Here is a 17,538-nt window from a genome sequence, read left to right as displayed (position 1 = left end):
CGATGAGGATGATTCCATGCGCTCATCAAGATGACCCCATCGCATCTGCGCTGCCAAACTGCTGTCTTTTTATTCATTTTGACACAAAACAGTATCAATCCCCCAATAAAAAATTCTCACAACGCCTAAAAAACTGCGTAAATCACAACAAGATTGTCATTTTATTGAAGGTTTATTTACATTCAAATAGGTGCTTGTTTATGCCTTTACCAACACAATGATTAGATCCGCTCGAATTCAAGATGTCCCGAGCCTTATTCGCGTTTTGCACGACAGTATCCGATCCTGTAGCCTCGATCATCAACATCGTGAAATCAAGATTCAACGCCTGCTCGAAAATAAAAATCAGGAAAATCTGCTGTTACTGATGCACTATAACAACTGCTGGGTGTATGAGCTGCAGCATCAGGTGGTCGGTTTTATTCTGGCCAGCGATCAGGGTGAAGTTTTAATGAATTATGTCGCGCCCGATGTCCAGCAGCGTGGTATTGGCAAACTGCTGCTCAATGAAGTGTTGCATTATTATCAGCAACGCCAAATGAAACGGATTGTGCTAGCCAGCACCCGTACTGCGCTACCCTTTTATCAAAAATATGGCTTTCAGATTCAGCCGCAGGCAATTGAGCCTGTTTTACATATTCCTTTGGTCAAATATCTGGACTAAAGATTTTTCACTGGCTTAATGCCCGGCAATCCTGCACTGATCCCGGCCGGCTTCTTTGGCCAGATACAGCTGCTGATCGGCCGCTTTCATAAATTCCAGTACACTGGCATAGGGCTGCTTGCCAGTCATCCAGGCCACGCCCATACTGACCGTAATATAGTCTTTCGCATCCTGACGGGCAATGTGCTGTATCTGCTCGGCACGAACCGCCTGTAATACCTGCACCATCATCGGCTCTAATAAGGCAATCGGGACATTGTGCAGTATCAAGGCAAATTCTTCACCACCATAACGCGCTACATAGGCATTTTTAGGCAAGGCACGATTCAAGATCAGCACCAGCTGCTGCAAAACCTGATCTCCTTTTAAGTGGCCATAATGATCGTTATATTTTTTAAAATAATCGATATCCAGCATCACAAACGCCAGGGTATATTCAGGCTGCTGACAGGTCTGCTCAAAACGTAGCAAAATTTCATCATTCAAGGCACGGCGATTATAGGCACCGGTCAGCGCATCAATTTTTACCTGCAATTCCAGCTTGGCATTTAACTGACTTAACTGGGCGGTACGTTCCTTGACTTTAACATCCAGCGAATTATTCAGGCTCAGCAAACGGTTATTCAGTTTTTCAATATAGACCGTATCACGCGCATAGTTACGTGCCTGCTGCAGCATAATCAGCAAGGCATACAGACTGGTAGAAATAAACGATAAAGGAATTGATTCAATCAGGTTTAAGGCCAGCAGCAGATCATGAATAAAGCTGCCAAATAGCAGCAATACCGCACATACGGTTAATTTGGAATAGCTCAGTTTCTGCCGCAAAGTTTTGGCAAAACCGTAGATAAAATTGACTAGCACCAGCAGGCTGAATAAAGAACTCCATAACGCCAGCTGTTCCAGCACCATCGGTGGTGCCCACAATGCAGCGACCAGATTAATGGCAATAAGCAGCAGCGCAGCACAATATACCCACCGATGCAAATAACGCTGGTTAAACAGGAACATATAGCTCAAGAAAAATAAAATGGCCAGAAAACTGAACAGATATTGCAGCCGCAATCCCCAAATCCAGTTGATATCGGTAAAAGCAGTATAGGCATACGGGGCTGCGAACAGGTTGTGCAGCGCCAGAAACACAATAAAAATGCCAAATACAAACATACTTTGTGCATTCGGCGACATCACCCCACGGAAAAAGGAAAAGACCAGGGTAAACAGCCCAATCCCGAGCACCCCGCCGCTGATCATGGCCACGCTCATCATCAAGCGCTGGTATTGATAGTTTATGGTACGGCTGAGTCCGATTTTTATTGAATGTTCCAGCCCGCCCCTGGAGTTCTGGAAACTGGAGGCCTGAATCGCCAGGGTAAAATATTCACTGTCGGCAATAAAATGGGCAAGCCGATGACCATTACCGTTTTCATGGCGGGCAGCATCAGGACCGGCTTCCCCCACACGTGCCAGCGGCTCACCATTTAAATACACCCGGTAGGCACCTTGCTGGCTGGGCATCCAGATTGCAATTCGGCGACCGACAAATTCTTTTGGCAGCTGAAAATGCCCAATAAATGTGCCATAGCCTTCCATTTGGCCGGTCAGTTGCTGAAAAGAAGCCGGTAGATGTACCCGTTCTGCAGTCAGTACTGCACTGGGCTGTTGAATAAACTGCTGATTGTAAAACAGCCATGAGCCATCCAAATTGGTACTGGAACGTTCACTAAACTGCAGGGTCGTAATCAGCTGCTGCTGATAATAGGAGTCTGGTGAGGAATCATAATGTGCTCGTGCCGAAGCAAGGCTGAGTGCACACAGACACAGCCAGGCCATCAACAGGACAGAAATCAGAAAGTACGCGCGCTGTTCCAATAAAATGATAATCCCTGCAGACATTGGAAAGGAATGATTTTAATGTACTGTGTATTGAAGGGCTTTCAAATTACTTTTTGCACTATTTTTGCACAAGCCGACCAGAGACATCCTGTTCTCCGGTCAGGGAATGTGGAAGGCTTATTCGTCGCGGGTTTTCACGTCAAATAATTCAATTTCAAAAATCAGGTTGGAATTGGCCGGAATAATATTGCCAATTTTACGCTCGCCATATGCCAAATGGGATGGCACGATCAGCTTGCGCTTACCGCCAACTTTCATCCCGAGAATGCCCTGATCCCAACCTTTAATCACACGGCCGGTACCGATCACGGTTTCAAAATAGTTACCGCGGTCAATGGAAGAATCGAACTTGGTACCATCTTCCAGCCAGCCGGTATAGTGAGTGGTAATTAAAGCGCCTTTGACTGCTTCTTTACCCTCACCCACTTTTAAATCAATAATTTCTAATTCTTTTGACATGCGTCTGCTCTCTTCAACCAAATCAATTGTGCATGAGTATAAAAGGAATTGATGACAGCTGCATAATTTAGGCCGCTAAATTGCAGCCGTTTATCGACCTGACACCACAGCAGCAACCGGATGGGTTACTGCAACTGTTCCCATTCAATCACGGCCTGGGCCTGATCGCCAATTAAGGTCCATTCGCCATCCATCACATTTAGCTGTAGCTGCATGGTACGTTCACACAGTTGCTGAATGGCTTCGGTGGTGGCGGTAGACAGTTTCCAGACCTGAACATTTTTCAGGGTTTTCAGCTTGCTGGAGCGTTTATACCAGTCATCGACATTGCTGCCATAGGCCACCACCGCCACCTGTTGGCAACGGGCGCTGGCTTTTTTGACCTTGTCTTCATCCGGGCAGCCGACTTCAATCCAGTTTATTAGCTGACCTGTAAGATCTTTTTGCCACAGCGCCGGCTCATCGGTTTCAAACAGGTCTTTGGTGAATTCCAGTGCGTCATCGGCATAGCGGGCAAATGCCAGAATACGCACCATCAGGCGCTCGATGGTTTCAGACGGATGCAAGGCCATGGTGAGCTGATAGTCACCATATTGATGCACATCCATATTGGCAATATTTAAATCTGCTTTATAAATTGTTGCTTTAAGCGCCATACACGTGATCCTCAAATTTGGCGCCTAGCATATCGGATTTTGCTGCCCCGTGCTGAACAGATTCTAGGCAGTATTGTCAATGCGACAGGCCAGCAGCTGTTCCTCAAACGCGCTCCAGTCTCGGGCATTACGATAAATCAGCTCAATCCGGTTATCGGTATTTTCGGGCGATGACTGATAGTTAAATTGCTGCGGATTGAAATTAAAGGTTTTCCAGCCCTGATTGGTGTGAAAAATTGCTTTAATCCGCAACCAGTCCTGCTGTTCACAGAGCAGATCCAACAATGCATAAAAGTCAAATTGCCAGCGCCGGGAAAATTTCCAGCCGGCCACCGAATACCCCTGCGCCGTTTCCACATAATGATAGGGCAACTGTTTAATTTCCGGCAGCTCTGCCTGTGCCGGCAGTGTGCGTTGCAGCTGCAATAAAGGCTGGATTTTACGCTGGATGCCGACATGGGCCAGATCAATTTCAGCCAATGGCAGCTGACCGTTTTCAGCAGCTAGCCAGCGCGGTGCATAGGCCTGATATTCCTGTTTTAATTTTTCCAGGCCCTGTTCATCTGCCGGCTGCATCTGATCCGGATGTGAAATCACAATAATCTGGGCGGCTTTTAACTGGTCGGTATACAGGTTTTGCTGGGTCCAGTCGGCATCGTGCAAACGTGAACCATCCACCACCGTGACCAAGGCGCGCATATCCAGATGGCTGTGCCAGTGCGGTTCGGTCAGCTGTTCCAGTAATTGCAGCGGATGGCCCAATCCGGTAGGTTCAATAAACAGCCGGTCGGGCTTGGCTTCATCTAGCAAGCGTGACAAGGCAATCTGCATTGGTAACTGGCTGCTGCAACATAAACAGCCACCGAGCAGTTCCTTAATTTCAAAACCGTCACTTTGCGGCAAAATCTGCTGGTCGATGCCGATCTGGCCAAATTCGTTCATCAGCACCGCCCAGACTTCCTGCTCCGGCTTTTGACGCAGCAATTGCTGTAACAGGGTGGTTTTCCCGGCTCCCAGAAAACCGGAAATAATATGGGTTGGAACGGCGCGTGTCGGTGCAATCAGTTTCACAGGTCTACTCTTTGGCTGGGCAACGTTTGCATGCTATGCAAGATTGCCATGTGGTTCAAGCCAGCACTGCGGCTTTCTGGCTGAGATTTTTTCAGCTTGAGCCAGAAAATGCGCCTACCTTTGCTATCTTTTAGAAAAATTTAATTACATTTATCTGCCCGCAGTTTTTTCCTGTAACGCTGCAATATCGGTAGCAATGTAATTTTATTTATCTCGGCATGGGGATAGTTCGAGCTATCTCCTCTGTAAGTTCGCCGATTTTAGATGCAAAAAACGGTAAATTCTTACCCAATTGCTACATTTTCTTCATTCATGTAGAGCCAATGTTAAGCAGATTTTTTGCTTTGTTGCTTCGATTGCTCAATCTCCTACTGCGGCATAGCATGAAGCCTGTCCTCGATGCAGGTGATGTGCATACGAGGTCAACTCTAAAATGAATATTAAAGGATGCCTAACATGAAATTAACTCAAATTTTACTTGCGACCACGTTTGCGGCTGCTACCGCAACCACTTTTGCTGCACCGGCAGCACCAGCCAATACCCAAACTGAAGACAAAGTGATTGTCAGCACCCAGGAACAACCAGCAGCAGCGGCCAATGCCGGGGCAGCAGATCAGCCTGCGTCTGAAGCCGTATCAAGCGATGAAAAAGAGAAAACTGCACGTTAAGAGTTGCCATACTGTGCGTTGCTATCTTTGATGGCAGCACCGTATTAAATACCATTGTGTGAAGGTGGAACCGCTTTGATGCGGTTTCACTTTTTTATGGAAATGGTCTTTTTACTATAGAAATAAATGATCGTAACATCATCCTGAATGATCGTATTTTTATTATAAATATTCATCTAATCAACAAATTATAAAAATCATCTTATTTACTACCCTCTACAGTCGACCTCTGTTTCCACTATGGCATAACTTGTTGAATCCCAGCCTTTCACCGTTAATGGACGTTAATCTGACGTGATGGATGGACCTCGCGATGAACACAACAAACTATACAACTGAAGTGGCAATTTTGGGTGCCGGTCCGGTCGGCTTAACCATCGCCAATTATTTAAGCAAACAAGGTATTCAGGTGATGGTAGTGGAACAGCTGGATCGCCTGATTGATTACCCACGCGCCATCGGGATTGATGATGAATCGTTGCGGACCATTCAATCTTTAGGTCTGGTCGATCAGGTCTTGCCGCATACCACGCCCAATCATGCCATGCGCTTTCTTACCCCAAAAGGCCGCTGCTTCGCCGATATTCAACCGCTGACCCGCGAATTTGGTTTCTCGCGCCGCAATGCCTTTATCCAGCCGCAGGTCGATCAGGTGCTGTTAAACGGCTTGACCCAATATGAACAGACCCAAGTGCTTTTTTCCCGGGAACTGACCGAGTTTCGTCAAGATGCAAGTGGCGTGACGCTCAAACTGCATACCCGTGAGGGTCAGCAGGAAGTGATTCAGGCGCAGTATCTGATTGCCTGCGATGGCGGCAATTCTCTGGTACGCCGTCGTCTGAATATTGCCTTTGATGGTAAAACAGCTCCGAACCAGTGGATTGTGATTGATATTGATAATGACCCACTGGCCACGCCGCATATTTATCTGTGCTGTGACCCGGTGCGTCCTTATGTGTCCGCCGCCCTGCCACATGGCATCCGCCGTTTCGAGTTTATGGTGATGCCGGGCGAAACCCAGGAAGAACTGAGCAAACCGGAAAATATCGCCAAGTTACTGTCTAAAGTACTGCCAACCACCGATGGCATCGAGGTCATTCGCCAGCGCGTCTATACCCACAATGCGCGTATTGCCGAAAAATTCCGTGTTGACCGGATTTTACTGGCCGGCGATGCAGCACATATTATGCCGGTGTGGCAGGGTCAGGGCTATAACAGCGGCATGCGTGATGCCTTTAACCTGGCCTGGAAAATGGCGCTGGTGATTCAGGGCAAAGCCGCTGCCGAGCTGCTTGATTCATACCAGATTGAACGTAAAGACCATGCCAAAGCCATGATTGATTTATCGGTGATGGCCGGGCATGTGCTGGCGCCGCCAAAACAATGGCACGGTATTGTCCGTGATGGCATTTCTTATGTGCTGAACTACATCAAGCCAATCAAACAGTATTTACTGGAAATGCGCTTTAAGCCGATGCCGAAATATCAGGATGGCGCCCTGTTGCCACAAACCGATAAATACTCGCCGGTCGGTAAAATGTTTATTCAGCCGCAGGTACAACTGGCCTCAGGTGAAACGGTGCTGCTGGATGACGTACTGAGCAATGACTTTGCGATTATCGCTTGGGGCGTTGATCCAAAATGGGGACTGTCTGACAGCAGCATGCAGCAATGGCAGAAACTGGGGGTGAAATTTATTCAGGTGATTCCTGCGGTGCAGCTCAAACATCCACAGCCGAAACACTCTGCAGATGTCATCACCATTGGTGATCTGGGCACAGAAATTCGCAGCTGGTTTGGCAAAACCACAGGCTCGGTGGTAATTTTACGCCCTGACCGTTTCGTTGCGGCGCTGGCAATTCCGCAAACCCTGGAAAGTACCAGTCAGCAACTGTTCCAGAAACTGCATGCCCAATAAGATGAACCCTTCAAAAAACCACGCTCAGGCGTGGTTTTTTGCTATTCGCGCTCATGTTCATGCCACTGTTTCAATGCTGATCCAGCTGCTGAAACCAGATCACCTGACTTAAGGATGGCCGCTGCGCCATCCATTGCAGATACGGCCGAAATTCTTCCAGATAAGGAATGGCCTTCAGAGCAATGGCATAGGCCAGCCAGTACGCCAGATACAAATCTGCGGCACTCATACGCTCACCGAGCAAATAGGGGTTGGCCTGCTGCAGTCCCTGTTTTAAAAACGCCATCAGATCTTCCGGCAATCCCATCCCTAAACCGCGTTTATGCTGTTCGAGCTGGGCCTGACTGATCTGGAAATTGCTCAAGTCAATCCATTCGGTTAATGGGCCATGACAGAAAAATAGCCATTTGAAATAGGCGCCGCGCTGCGGATCGTCCAGGGCCGGGGCCAAACCTTGTTCAAAGAAATGATCAGCCAGATAGGCAAAAATTGCCGGGGTTTCACTAATAAAAACCGGGCCATCGACCAGTAGCGGCACTTTGCCCAAAGGATTCATGGCCCGATACTCTGGCTGTTGCAGATCTTCCCAACTGACCTGAATAATCTCGATCTGATCCTGAATCTGCAGCTCCTGTAATAGCGGCATTAGGGTCTGACCACGTGATTGAGGATGCGTATACAGTTGCATGTGGAGTTCCTCGACAGTGCATCAATGCTTATATTTTAAGCCTGCTGTCCGGCGAGAAACGCTGTTGATTTGTGTCCATCTTTAACGGCTTCACCAATTTTAAAAAACCGGCTGCGCCGATATGTAGTTGGGCGTAACACACACGCTTTAGCCAAAATCCATATAAAACTGCGCTTTTAACACTTTTAAAATCAGCTCAATCGCTTCGCTGCGATGTTGTTTGCGATAGCTGGCATAGAGGCCAATCATCGGCAGTGGCTCTAATGTATTTTTCACCACAATTTTATCGCCAAGTAACGGAATCACATAAGCCGGCACCAGACTCCAGCCGACACCCATCCCGACCAGATTAACGTTCATCAGGATATTGGTGGAATGCTGCACCACATGAATCTCCAGCCTGGACTGCTTTAAAAAGTCCTGAATAATCTTGTACAGCTGCGGTGAAGCGTGCTCATCACTAATCACAAAATCCTGCTGCTGAAAACTTTTAATACTGATATGTTTTAAGCTGGCCGCCGGAGAATCCTTCGGCACAATCAGGGTCAGCGGTTCATCAAAAATCCGGATTGACTCAAACGCTCCCGATTCATCTGGATAGCGGGTAAAAGCAATATCAATTTCCGCCCGACTTAAGGCCTTAAACTGCTCGGCATCCGGCAGGCTATGAAAATGGATTTTTAAATCGGGAAACTGGGCGCGAATATTCGGCATGATATAAGGAAACACTTTCATTTCAGCCACCGGCACAAAGCCGATATTCAACTGTGCTTTCTGTGCCTGTGCCACCTGACGCGCCTCCTGAATAGCTTTGTCGGCATAGTCCAGACACAAACGCGCCTGCTTTAAAAAGGCCTCGCCTTCTGGAGTCAGTTCCACTTTACGGTTGGAACGCAGCAATAACTGTACCCCGACCTCCTGTTCCAGATCTTTAATTTGCTGGCTTAAAGATGGCTGCACGGTATACATTCTGGCTGCGGCCCGGGTAAAGTTCAGCTCTTCTGCCACCGCAACAAAATAACGTAAATGTCTTAATTCCATGTTGAAGCCTCTTAGGGAGCCTGACGCAAGGTTGGTGTGACCATGGCTTTGTAAAGCAGCAAGGTCAACAGCACCAGCACGGCGCAGAGTAAATAGGTCAGCTGGAAGCCCATCCAGGCAATCAGGATGCCCATCAGCACGGAACCGAGTGCCAGCCCCAGATCAAACAGGGTAAAGAACGTTGAAATCGCATGACCCATGCGCTGTTTATTGACCGTTTGAATGGCCACGGTTTGCAGACACGGAAACAAGGTGCCGTAGCCAATACCAATAAACACCGCCGACAGCCATAAAATCCACGGATTAGATAAAAAGCTGACAATCACCAGTCCCATGGCAAAACACACAAAGGACGGATACATCACCGCACTTGGACCTTTACGATCATAACGCTTGCCGACCCACGGCCGCACCACAATCATGGACACAGCAAAGACCACAAAGAACAGACTGGTATAGGCCAGTAACTGCTTGGCTTCACTATAGGCAGTAATAAAACTGATCACGCTGGAATAGGCCAAGGCAGTCAGCATGGCCACCAGCCCCACCGGAATGACCCGGGTTTCGACAATATCATGCAGGCTCAGCCGGGGTTTCGTGGCAGATGGATCAGACAGATTAGCTGGTTTGACCCGATCATCCTGCAGTTTCAGGCTAAGGCAGAACAGAAAACCCATCGCCATAATCACTGCCAGCACGGCAAACAACACCCGAAAACTGGTGAACTGGATGGTGGTTAAGGCAATTAAAGGCCCAAAAACCACGCCCAAATTGGTCGACATCACAAAATAACCAATGCCCTCGCCTTTACGCGCTTCTGGAATAAAGTCACTGGCCACCGGCACCGCCACCGTGGTTAAAATACTGAACCAGATGCCATGTAAAAAACGCACCAGCAGCAGGCTCCACATGCTGTCAATCCAGATATAGCAAAAGGCAAACAGCACAAAGCACAGCTCAGAACCACGAAAAGACAGTTTCTTGCCCAGCTTTTCCACGATTAAACCGGAAAACGGCCGGATGGCAATCGAGGACACCAGAAACAGGGTCAGAGCCAAACCGGCTTCTTTGACCGTGCCGCCCAGATCATTCATGATATAAATTGGTAATACGGCTAGCAGGGCAAAATAATAAACAAACAGAAACAGGTTATTGAAAAGACACAGAATAAATGCACGATTCCATAATGCAGCAGAACTTTGAGCAGACATAGGCTTAGCGCTCCTGCGCATCAATAAGCGGCTGAACCCGGACTGGTGCCAGCACCATCTCAATCAGCTGCTGAATATAGTCGGCATCGGGCATCCGGTTAAAGAAAATAATCTGGTAATGAATCGGTGCATATAGCGTGTCGAGCATCAGTTCAAACGGATACTGCGCCACAATTTCGCCACGCTGAATCGCCAGCTGAATCAGCTTGCGCATCTGTTCACGCCGTGGCAGCAAATATTCACGAAAAAATGCTGCGGCAGTTTCACGCTGCTCGGCCATCACCACCAGTACCGCCCGCCCAACCTGATGGTTCAGCGCCTGACTCAGCTTAAACAATTGCTGGGTCAGGTTAAACTGCAAAGACTGGCTAAAGTCGAGTTCAAAAATCGAGGCGGTTTGCAGCTTAAAGGCATCGAACACCAGTTCGGATTTATGTTTCCACCAGCGGTAGATGGTCGATTTCCCCACACCGGCCCGCGTGGCAATATCCTCAATGGTCAGATGGCTATAGTCATACTCTGCCAGTGCCTCGACCACAGCATTTAAAATACATTGCTGCCGCCGTGATGATTTTTCAGTTTCCATACCTAGCCCAAAACGAAACGATACGTATCGTTTTATAATAAGCCAGTTGGTGCCGGCTGGCGAGTGATTCTTTTGTCGTCTGGTATGAAAAAATTTGGCAATAAAAAAAGACCTGAAATTTCAGGTCTTTCTTCAACACAGTGAAAGTCAGACTTAAATCGACTTCTTGTAAATACTGCAAGATGGATGAGTACCTTCCTGTAAACGCGCCACTTTACGCTGTTCTGCCGCTTCAAAACGGCAGCGTTTCCAGTCATTGTCCAGATTTAAGGCCGGCACCTGTTTGGGTTTGCCCTGCTCATCAACTGCGACCATGGTAAAATAGCAACTGTTGGTATGACGCACGGTGCGTTTTTGAATGTTCTGCGCTTCGACGCGAATGCCAATTTCCATGGAAGTACGGCCTACATGGTTCACACTGGCCAGGAAAGTCACCAACTCGCCGACATGAATTGGTTCCTTAAAGTTCACTTTATCTACCGAAAGTGTCACCACATAGCTGCCTGAATAACGGCTGGCACAGGCATAAGCCACCTGATCCAGTAATTTTAGAATTGTTCCCCCATGAACATTACCGGAAAAGTTTGCCATATCTGGCGTCATTAACACCGACATGGTTAATTCAGATTGATCTTCTAAGATGGGTTTAAGCTGATCTAATGGGGACATCTTGTTTTCGGCTCTTATAAAAGACAGGATATGTGAATATTATTATATCGTTTTTAACACAAATTAAATGTTCAATTCGGCAATAAAGTCATCATTATTATTTATGGTGATTGGGGTATTATTTAGAAAAATATATAGTGTTTTGCGCTATTACTTGAATTTTCAATTATTTATCCACATCCCGACACCACTTGAACAGGATTTCAGCAGGTGCGTCAGGAGGTGGATTTTTTCCATTCGGGCAGATGAGCTCAGCCCAAAATTGGACTTTTACTGCCTGAGTTTTTAAGCCGGGTTGATATGACGCAACATTTCCGGCGACACGTGACCATAATTTAAAACATTTTGCGCATCGAGCTGGGCTTCAATTTCATAGGAACCATCGGCATTAATTTTTTTAATGGTAAAAATAATTTGTTCCATGCTGGCCAGTTGTACAGATTGTCCAATGTGTAATTGCTTCATGCTCATGCCCTGCTCAGTTTTAGCTTCTAAGATAAATCGTTATATTCTGATACGGCCAGTATAAGAGCTTTATTAACAACAGGTAAACTTAAATAGCTGAATTAAAATACGCTTATATAAACTTTAAATATTAATCGCAACCTTTTGAGCATGAATCGAAATCCCTTTATTGAATAACATCAGGCAATTAACGCCAAAAGCAAATTGCAATATGAGCATTCTTGCCATTTTTACTCGACTTAAGTTATAGAAAAAACCGGCAGCATTCTAGCGCCCCGAATGTGTATCAACAGTATTTTGTTGCAGGTTATAGGTTTGAATCCGGTGACCATCGGCATAGCCTTTATGCTGATAGACCTGCGAAATCTGCCCCAGCTTGCCATAGGCGGCGACCACACCGGCCTGCATGGTGGCTTCGCGGCCCTGCACATCAAAAATATGTGCTTTTTCGCGTAAATCTGGCTGAATTACAATATCGGCATGTTTCAGATCTTCCTGAGCCAGATGCTTCTGCATGATATTAATATTCTGGTTAAACAGCCCCCAGACATGGCTGGTTTCGGTATACATCGGCTGGGCCAGAATATCGACCGCAATCACAATGTCCGCACCCAGTTCGCGGGCGACATCTACCGGCACCGGACTGACCAGTCCACCATCGACATATTCGGCATCGGCAATTCGGGTTGGAATAAACATGCTTGGAATTGACACCGACGCCCGTACCGCCTGTCCGGTATTGCCGGCATTAAACACCACTTTCTTGCCCTGTTTCAATTCGGTGGCCACCACATACATCGGAATTGGCAGCTGCTCTAATGGCAACTGGTTGACCTGCGTATTGACATAGTCCTCGACTTTTTTGCCATCGAAGAAGCCTTTCATATCCAGTTTGATGTCACGGACATCATTGGCTTTCATGTTCAGGGCAATCTGGCGCAGCTCATGCGCACTTTTACCACTGGCATAAATCGACCCGACTATACTGCCGGCACTGGTCCCGACGATAAAATCCGGGCGGATGCCATTTTGTTCCAGCACTTCAATCACGCCAATATGGGCGTAACCGCGCGCGCCGCCGCTGCCCAGCACCAAGGCAATGACCGGGTCCTGTCCGGTATATTGCGGCAATGTTTTAAAGTTCATGCGTGCGTTCTGCTGGCTGGCCTCAGCCATTGCCGGGGTCGCCAGTAATTGAGAGGACACCCCCTGATGCTGTTCTGGCAGATGCTGACAGGCGCCTAAGGTCAGCATGACTGCCCCCATCACACTGATAAAGCCAAGATTTTTATTCAACATGGATTCCTCGATCTGAACTCGACAGACCTGCTGTAGTCTAAGGAGATTTTCTGCAGTACATTGTTTAAATTCGTTAAACTGTCATCTGCTCAGTTTAAACTTAAGTCGGGTTTTTTAAAATTCTAGCCAATGTCTTCTTTATCTTATTCACAGATTTTTCTGATTTTCTTTAAGCTGGGATGCTTATCTTTTGGGGGCCCAGCCGCGCATCTGGTGTTTTTTCACCAGACTTTTGTGCAGCGTTTGCACTGGCTCAAAGATGAAGACTATGCCCAGGTCGTCGCTTTAGCGCAACTGTTACCCGGCCCGACCAGCAGTCAGGTCGGACTGGCCATTGGCTATTTAAAACGTGGCTATTTAGGTTCAGTGGTGGCCTGGCTGGGTTTTACCCTGCCCTCGGCCTTGCTGATGACCCTACTGGCCTTTATCGGTCAGCAGTTATTCCCGTGGATCAGTTCGGCGTATTTTCATGCCATTCAACTGATTGTACTGGCGGTGGTGTTCTGGGCCTTCTGGCAAATGCTGCAAAGCTTTTGCAAAAGCTGGTGGCAATACCTGCTAATGCTCGTGTCCGCACTCATGATCTGGTTCCTGCCACTGTCATATAACCAGATTCTGGTGATTGTGCTGGCTGGTCTGGCCGGCATGTGGATTGCCAAAGCACAACCTCAAACTGGTAGTAATACCGCATCGAGTTTTCAGCTGGAACAGCGCAGTTTCGGCTCAACTACACTCTGGCTAATCTTATTTATCTGTCCATTTCTGCTGCTCGGTGCGCTGAACTGGATCAATCCGCATCTGCTGGCTGAAGGCTTTTTAGGCTTTTATCAGTCTGCTGCACTGGTCTTTGGTGGTGGGCATATTATTTTACCGCTGCTGCATCAGGACTTTGTCAGTACCGGCATGATCTCAGCCCAGCAGTTTGATTTAGGCTATGCCTTTGCCCAGCTCATGCCGGGTCCTTTATTCAGCTTTGCCAGCTATGTCGGCTATTTTCTGGATTTAACTGCCTATCCTGTGCTGAACGCGATCATTGCCACCATCGCCATTTTCCTGCCCTCGTTCTTTCTGATTTTTGCTACCCTGCCGCATTGGTCCTGGCTGATGCATCAGGACAAAATCAAACATGCGGTGATTGGTATTAATGCCGCGGTGGTGGGTTTATTGCTCGCGCTCATTGTTGATATGGGACAGGATTATTTAACATCAGTGCTGGATCTGGCGTTTGTGATGTTTGTGATTGTTTTACTGAAAAGCAAACTGCCGGTGTGGGTCAGCCTGATTGGTAGCTTTGGCGTGTATATGGGTTTGCTGTCTTTGCTGAGCTAACGCATCTAAAAGAATATTCTCTTGATAAAACAACAGCCTCATGATGAGGCTGTTGTTGTTTGCATTACCAGATATCGGAATTAACCCGGTCTTTAAATTTAGGATGATTGTCCAGTTTAAATTCCGGCTCTTTCACGCCACGCTTCAGCTGTGCTTTGAAGTCTTTTAGCAACATCAGCACAAATGGCGTCAGCAGTAAAATGGCAAACAGGTTGATGGTGGCCATCACGCCCATAAACAGATCGGCCATCGACCAGATCAGTGGTACGGTGGCAATCGCGCCGAAATACACCATAAACAGCACCAGCAGACGGAAAATCAGCATGATCTTGCGGTTGTTGTTAATGAACTGCACGTTACCTTCGGCATAGGCGTAGTTCCCAATAATCGACGAATAAGCAAACATAAACAGGATAATGGCCAGGAAGTCATCGCCCCAATGGCCAATCTGGCTTTCCAGCGCCATCTGGGTCAGGGTCACCCCTTCAAAACCGGCATTCTGATATAAACCGGAAGACAAAATGATGATTGCGGTACATGAACAGACAATAAAGGTGTCCACGAATACGCCCAGCATCTGTACCAGCCCCTGATTCACTGGATGTTTTACATCCGACACAGCAGCCGCGTTTGGTGCAGAACCCATCCCCGCTTCATTGGAGAACAGACCACGCTTGATGCCCATCATCATCGCCATCGACACCATCGCCCCAAAGAAACCACCGGCAGCGGCATCAAATTCAAAAGCCTTGCTGAAAATCAGGCGGAAAATATCCGGAATAATCGGCAGATTAATCACGGCGATATACAATGCCACCACCAGATACAGCAGCGCCATAATCGGGACAAATTTCTCTGCCACTTTGGCAATACGTTTAATCCCGCCAAAAATAATCATGGCGGTCATGACGACCAGAACCAGACCCAACCAGGACAGTTCAAAACTGAATGCACCCATTGGAACAGTCAGATTGGCCTGATTCCAGCCCCAGGCATGTGATGTGGCACTGATAATCGAGTTGGCCTGCACCGCGTTAAACACGAAACCGTAAGTTAAAATCAGGGCAACCGCAAATACTACACCCAGCCATTTCTGTTTCAGGCCTTGGGTAATGTAATAGGCCGGACCACCACGGAACTGATGGTTGCTGGTATCACGCACCTTAAATAGCTGCGCCAGTGAAGATTCGACAAAGGCCGAACTCATGCCTAAAAATGCGGTAAACCACATCCAGAACACCGCACCCGGACCACCAATCGCAATCGCAATCGCAACACCGGCAACGTTACCGACCCCGACCCGACTGGCCAAACCGGTCACAAGGGCCTGAAATGGGGTAATCCCATAACTGTCTTCGCCTTTTTTACGGCTCGACCTCATGGCTTTAATACTGTGCCAGAACAGGCGAATTTGTACAGCGCCGGTGATCAGGGTATAAAATACCCCGACAAAGACCAGAAAGATCACCAGAAAATCCCACAGCGGGGTATTTAGAAGCGTCACCCAGGACATTAGGGTTTCATTTAATTGTTCATTCATTTTTTCGCACCCTTTGCTGATTGAGTCATCCTAAAAAGAAAAGCCTTTTAACAAGGCTTTTCCACTCAAATTACTTAAACAAAAAACTTAAGAATGACTTGAATGACAGTCGCATTAATCAAGTCGACAAAGAAAGCACCACACAGCGGTACAATCAGGAAGGCTTTATGAGAAGCACCGTACATATTGGTAATGGCCTGCATGTTGGCAACCGCAGTAGGTGTTGCACCCATACCAAAACCACAGTGACCCGCAGCCAGTACAGCAGCATCATAGTTTTTACCCATAACACGGAAGGTAATGAAGGCCGCATACAAGGCCATGGTGATGGTTTGCGCGCCTAGAATGACCATTAGCGGGCCCGCCAGATCTGCCAGTTGCCATAATTTCAATGACAGCAATGCCATCGCCAAATATAAAGACAATGAAGCGTTACCAAATACGTCAATCGCACGGTCAAAAATAGTGACTTTGAAAATACCTTCTAATACGTTACGCAGAATTACCCCACCAGCCAAAGCCCAGACAAAAGTTGGCAACTCAAACAGCGTACCTTTGGCATAACCAGTCATAAACTCGGCAAAGGCCAGACAGGCTGCAAATAAACCTAAAGTGGTAATGGCATTGTCTGCGGTAATTAAACGCACCTGATGCGGATATTCAAATGGCACAAACTCACCCGGTACCGGTTCAACTGGCGTATTGTCACGCTGTTCAATTTGTGCATCGGTACTTGGTGTAGCCAACTGATAACGGTTGATCAGCAGTTTGGCCAATGGCCCACCAATAATACCACCAATAATCAGACCGAAGGTCGCACTGGCCATCCCCAGGGCCAAAGCCCCCTGAATACCATGTTCAACCTCAAGGATTTCACCCCATGCACCCGCAGTCCCGTGACCACCGGTTAAGGTAATGGAACCAGCAATCATACCAATTAGCGGATCAATGCCCAATACTGTCGCCAGACTAATCCCGACAAAGTTTTGTACAATGATGAATAGTGAAATTGCGATCAGAAAGATCACCAGACCAATACCGCCTTCACGCAGTTTGGCAAAGTTGGCACTTAAACCGATGGAGGCAAAGAAAATCAGCATAAAACTGGTTTGTAGCGCACTACTGGTGGTAATGCTGTAGCCCCAGAAATTGTGCACGATTAAAGACACTACCGCAGCGACCAAACCGCCCGCGACAGGTTCCGGGATGTTGTAACGTCTTAGAAAATCAATATTGTTAACTAAAAAACGTCCTAAAAGGAGAACGATTACAGCCGCAATTAAGGTGTAAAACGCATTAAAAGTAAATTCCATGGCAATATCCATTTAATATGGTCAATGCTTATTGTTTTCCGGTTCTGATTATTTAAACCTGATG

Annotated in this window: 17 protein-coding genes; 4 read left to right on the top strand and 13 right to left on the bottom strand. The window is 47.3% G+C overall.

The features are described 5' to 3' along the window. The first annotated feature begins 217 nt into the window (after positions 1 to 217). Positions 218 to 664 (top strand): GNAT family N-acetyltransferase, encoded by a 447-nt coding sequence (locus FTU69_RS00875; protein WP_045796254.1) that lies wholly within the window; start codon positions 218 to 220, stop codon positions 662 to 664. A gap of 15 nt (positions 665 to 679) precedes the next feature. On the opposite strand, the gene FTU69_RS00870 is transcribed toward FTU69_RS00875, so the two are convergent. From FTU69_RS00870 to FTU69_RS00855, 4 genes are all read right to left on the bottom strand, one after another. Continuing rightward, positions 680 to 2,560, bottom strand: a complete 1,881-nt coding sequence (locus FTU69_RS00870) for a diguanylate cyclase (protein ID WP_180103346.1) — start codon at positions 2,558 to 2,560, stop codon at positions 680 to 682. A gap of 117 nt (positions 2,561 to 2,677) precedes the next feature. Next, positions 2,678 to 3,019 (bottom strand): FKBP-type peptidyl-prolyl cis-trans isomerase, encoded by a 342-nt coding sequence (locus FTU69_RS00865; protein WP_005179461.1) that lies wholly within the window; start codon positions 3,017 to 3,019, stop codon positions 2,678 to 2,680. A gap of 125 nt (positions 3,020 to 3,144) precedes the next feature. Then, on the bottom strand, positions 3,145 to 3,675 hold the full coding sequence (locus FTU69_RS00860; RefSeq protein WP_104484245.1) for a YaeQ family protein: 531 nt from the start codon (positions 3,673 to 3,675) through the stop codon (positions 3,145 to 3,147). A gap of 63 nt (positions 3,676 to 3,738) precedes the next feature. Next, positions 3,739 to 4,746: a GTP-binding protein gene (locus FTU69_RS00855; protein WP_104471181.1), complete on the bottom strand. Its 1,008-nt coding sequence runs from the start codon at positions 4,744 to 4,746 to the stop codon at positions 3,739 to 3,741. Between the two features lie 456 nt (positions 4,747 to 5,202). Between FTU69_RS00855 and FTU69_RS00850 the strand changes: the two genes are divergently transcribed. Further along, positions 5,203 to 5,415 carry a hypothetical protein gene (locus FTU69_RS00850; protein ID WP_104488708.1) on the top strand — a complete coding sequence of 71 codons (213 nt, stop codon included), beginning with the start codon at positions 5,203 to 5,205 and terminating at the stop codon, positions 5,413 to 5,415. 313 nt (positions 5,416 to 5,728) lie between these two features. Then, positions 5,729 to 7,333: a bifunctional 3-(3-hydroxy-phenyl)propionate/3-hydroxycinnamic acid hydroxylase gene (locus FTU69_RS00845; protein WP_180103345.1), complete on the top strand. Its 1,605-nt coding sequence runs from the start codon at positions 5,729 to 5,731 to the stop codon at positions 7,331 to 7,333. Between the two features lie 70 nt (positions 7,334 to 7,403). Here the strand turns inward: FTU69_RS00845 and FTU69_RS00840 are convergent, their stop codons facing one another. The 7 genes from FTU69_RS00840 to FTU69_RS00810 form a co-directional block, all read right to left on the bottom strand. Continuing rightward, positions 7,404 to 8,021, bottom strand: coding sequence for a glutathione S-transferase family protein (locus tag FTU69_RS00840; protein WP_005179481.1), 618 nt, complete (start codon positions 8,019 to 8,021; stop codon positions 7,404 to 7,406). A 147-nt stretch (positions 8,022 to 8,168) separates the two neighbouring features. Next, entirely contained in the window at positions 8,169 to 9,062 is an 894-nt protein-coding gene (locus FTU69_RS00835) for a LysR substrate-binding domain-containing protein (protein ID WP_075174579.1), read from the bottom strand. Positions 9,063 to 9,073: 11 nt separating this feature from the next. Further along, positions 9,074 to 10,273, bottom strand: a complete 1,200-nt coding sequence (locus FTU69_RS00830) for an MFS transporter (protein WP_168370091.1) — start codon at positions 10,271 to 10,273, stop codon at positions 9,074 to 9,076. Positions 10,274 to 10,277: 4 nt separating this feature from the next. Then, complete coding sequence (locus FTU69_RS00825) at positions 10,278 to 10,859, bottom strand: TetR/AcrR family transcriptional regulator (RefSeq protein ID WP_104488704.1); 582 nt, start codon at positions 10,857 to 10,859, stop codon at positions 10,278 to 10,280. Between the two features lie 153 nt (positions 10,860 to 11,012). Then, positions 11,013 to 11,528, bottom strand: a complete 516-nt coding sequence (locus FTU69_RS00820) for an acyl-CoA thioesterase (RefSeq protein WP_005179490.1) — start codon at positions 11,526 to 11,528, stop codon at positions 11,013 to 11,015. Positions 11,529 to 11,813: 285 nt separating this feature from the next. Next, complete coding sequence (locus tag FTU69_RS00815) at positions 11,814 to 11,993, bottom strand: hypothetical protein (protein WP_227543056.1); 180 nt, start codon at positions 11,991 to 11,993, stop codon at positions 11,814 to 11,816. 267 nt (positions 11,994 to 12,260) lie between these two features. Then, complete coding sequence (locus tag FTU69_RS00810) at positions 12,261 to 13,292, bottom strand: patatin-like phospholipase family protein (RefSeq protein ID WP_180103344.1); 1,032 nt, start codon at positions 13,290 to 13,292, stop codon at positions 12,261 to 12,263. A 129-nt stretch (positions 13,293 to 13,421) separates the two neighbouring features. On the opposite strand from FTU69_RS00810, the gene chrA reads away from it, so the two are divergent. Beyond that, complete coding sequence (gene chrA / locus FTU69_RS00805) at positions 13,422 to 14,621, top strand: chromate efflux transporter (RefSeq protein ID WP_168370090.1); 1,200 nt, start codon at positions 13,422 to 13,424, stop codon at positions 14,619 to 14,621. A 64-nt stretch (positions 14,622 to 14,685) separates the two neighbouring features. On the opposite strand, the gene FTU69_RS00800 is transcribed toward chrA, so the two are convergent. Next, on the bottom strand, positions 14,686 to 16,161 hold the full coding sequence (locus tag FTU69_RS00800; RefSeq protein ID WP_180103343.1) for a sodium:alanine symporter family protein: 1,476 nt from the start codon (positions 16,159 to 16,161) through the stop codon (positions 14,686 to 14,688). A gap of 74 nt (positions 16,162 to 16,235) precedes the next feature. Then, positions 16,236 to 17,474 carry a sodium/glutamate symporter gene (gltS, locus tag FTU69_RS00795; RefSeq protein WP_016659325.1) on the bottom strand — a complete coding sequence of 413 codons (1,239 nt, stop codon included), beginning with the start codon at positions 17,472 to 17,474 and terminating at the stop codon, positions 16,236 to 16,238. Positions 17,475 to 17,538: the final 64 nt, after the last annotated feature.

The organism is Acinetobacter sp. YH12134 (assembly GCF_013418555.1).
In the GTDB taxonomy this organism is placed as follows: domain Bacteria; phylum Pseudomonadota; class Gammaproteobacteria; order Pseudomonadales; family Moraxellaceae; genus Acinetobacter; species Acinetobacter indicus.
Note: the sequence above shows the minus strand (reverse complement) of the source record. Positions and strands in the feature narration are given on the sequence as shown.

Excerpts from the sequence above, each read along its gene's own strand:
- FTU69_RS00875 (WP_045796254.1), top strand. The coding sequence starts at position 218 with ATGATTAGATCCGCTCGAATTCAAGATGTCCCGAGCCTTATTCGCGTT.
- FTU69_RS00870 (WP_180103346.1), bottom strand. The coding sequence starts at position 2,560 with ATGTCTGCAGGGATTATCATTTTATTGGAACAGCGCGCGTACTTTCTG.
- FTU69_RS00865 (WP_005179461.1), bottom strand. The coding sequence starts at position 3,019 with ATGTCAAAAGAATTAGAAATTATTGATTTAAAAGTGGGTGAGGGTAAA.
- FTU69_RS00860 (WP_104484245.1), bottom strand. The coding sequence starts at position 3,675 with ATGGCGCTTAAAGCAACAATTTATAAAGCAGATTTAAATATTGCCAAT.
- FTU69_RS00850 (WP_104488708.1), top strand. The coding sequence starts at position 5,203 with ATGAAATTAACTCAAATTTTACTTGCGACCACGTTTGCGGCTGCTACC.
- FTU69_RS00845 (WP_180103345.1), top strand. The coding sequence starts at position 5,729 with ATGAACACAACAAACTATACAACTGAAGTGGCAATTTTGGGTGCCGGT.
- FTU69_RS00840 (WP_005179481.1), bottom strand. The coding sequence starts at position 8,021 with ATGCAACTGTATACGCATCCTCAATCACGTGGTCAGACCCTAATGCCG.
- FTU69_RS00835 (WP_075174579.1), bottom strand. The coding sequence starts at position 9,062 with ATGGAATTAAGACATTTACGTTATTTTGTTGCGGTGGCAGAAGAGCTG.
- FTU69_RS00830 (WP_168370091.1), bottom strand. The coding sequence starts at position 10,273 with ATGTCTGCTCAAAGTTCTGCTGCATTATGGAATCGTGCATTTATTCTG.
- FTU69_RS00825 (WP_104488704.1), bottom strand. The coding sequence starts at position 10,859 with ATGGAAACTGAAAAATCATCACGGCGGCAGCAATGTATTTTAAATGCT.
- FTU69_RS00820 (WP_005179490.1), bottom strand. The coding sequence starts at position 11,528 with ATGTCCCCATTAGATCAGCTTAAACCCATCTTAGAAGATCAATCTGAA.
- FTU69_RS00815 (WP_227543056.1), bottom strand. The coding sequence starts at position 11,993 with ATGAAGCAATTACACATTGGACAATCTGTACAACTGGCCAGCATGGAA.
- FTU69_RS00810 (WP_180103344.1), bottom strand. The coding sequence starts at position 13,292 with ATGTTGAATAAAAATCTTGGCTTTATCAGTGTGATGGGGGCAGTCATG.
- chrA (WP_168370090.1), top strand. The coding sequence starts at position 13,422 with ATGTCTTCTTTATCTTATTCACAGATTTTTCTGATTTTCTTTAAGCTG.
- FTU69_RS00800 (WP_180103343.1), bottom strand. The coding sequence starts at position 16,161 with ATGAATGAACAATTAAATGAAACCCTAATGTCCTGGGTGACGCTTCTA.
- gltS (WP_016659325.1), bottom strand. The coding sequence starts at position 17,474 with ATGGAATTTACTTTTAATGCGTTTTACACCTTAATTGCGGCTGTAATC.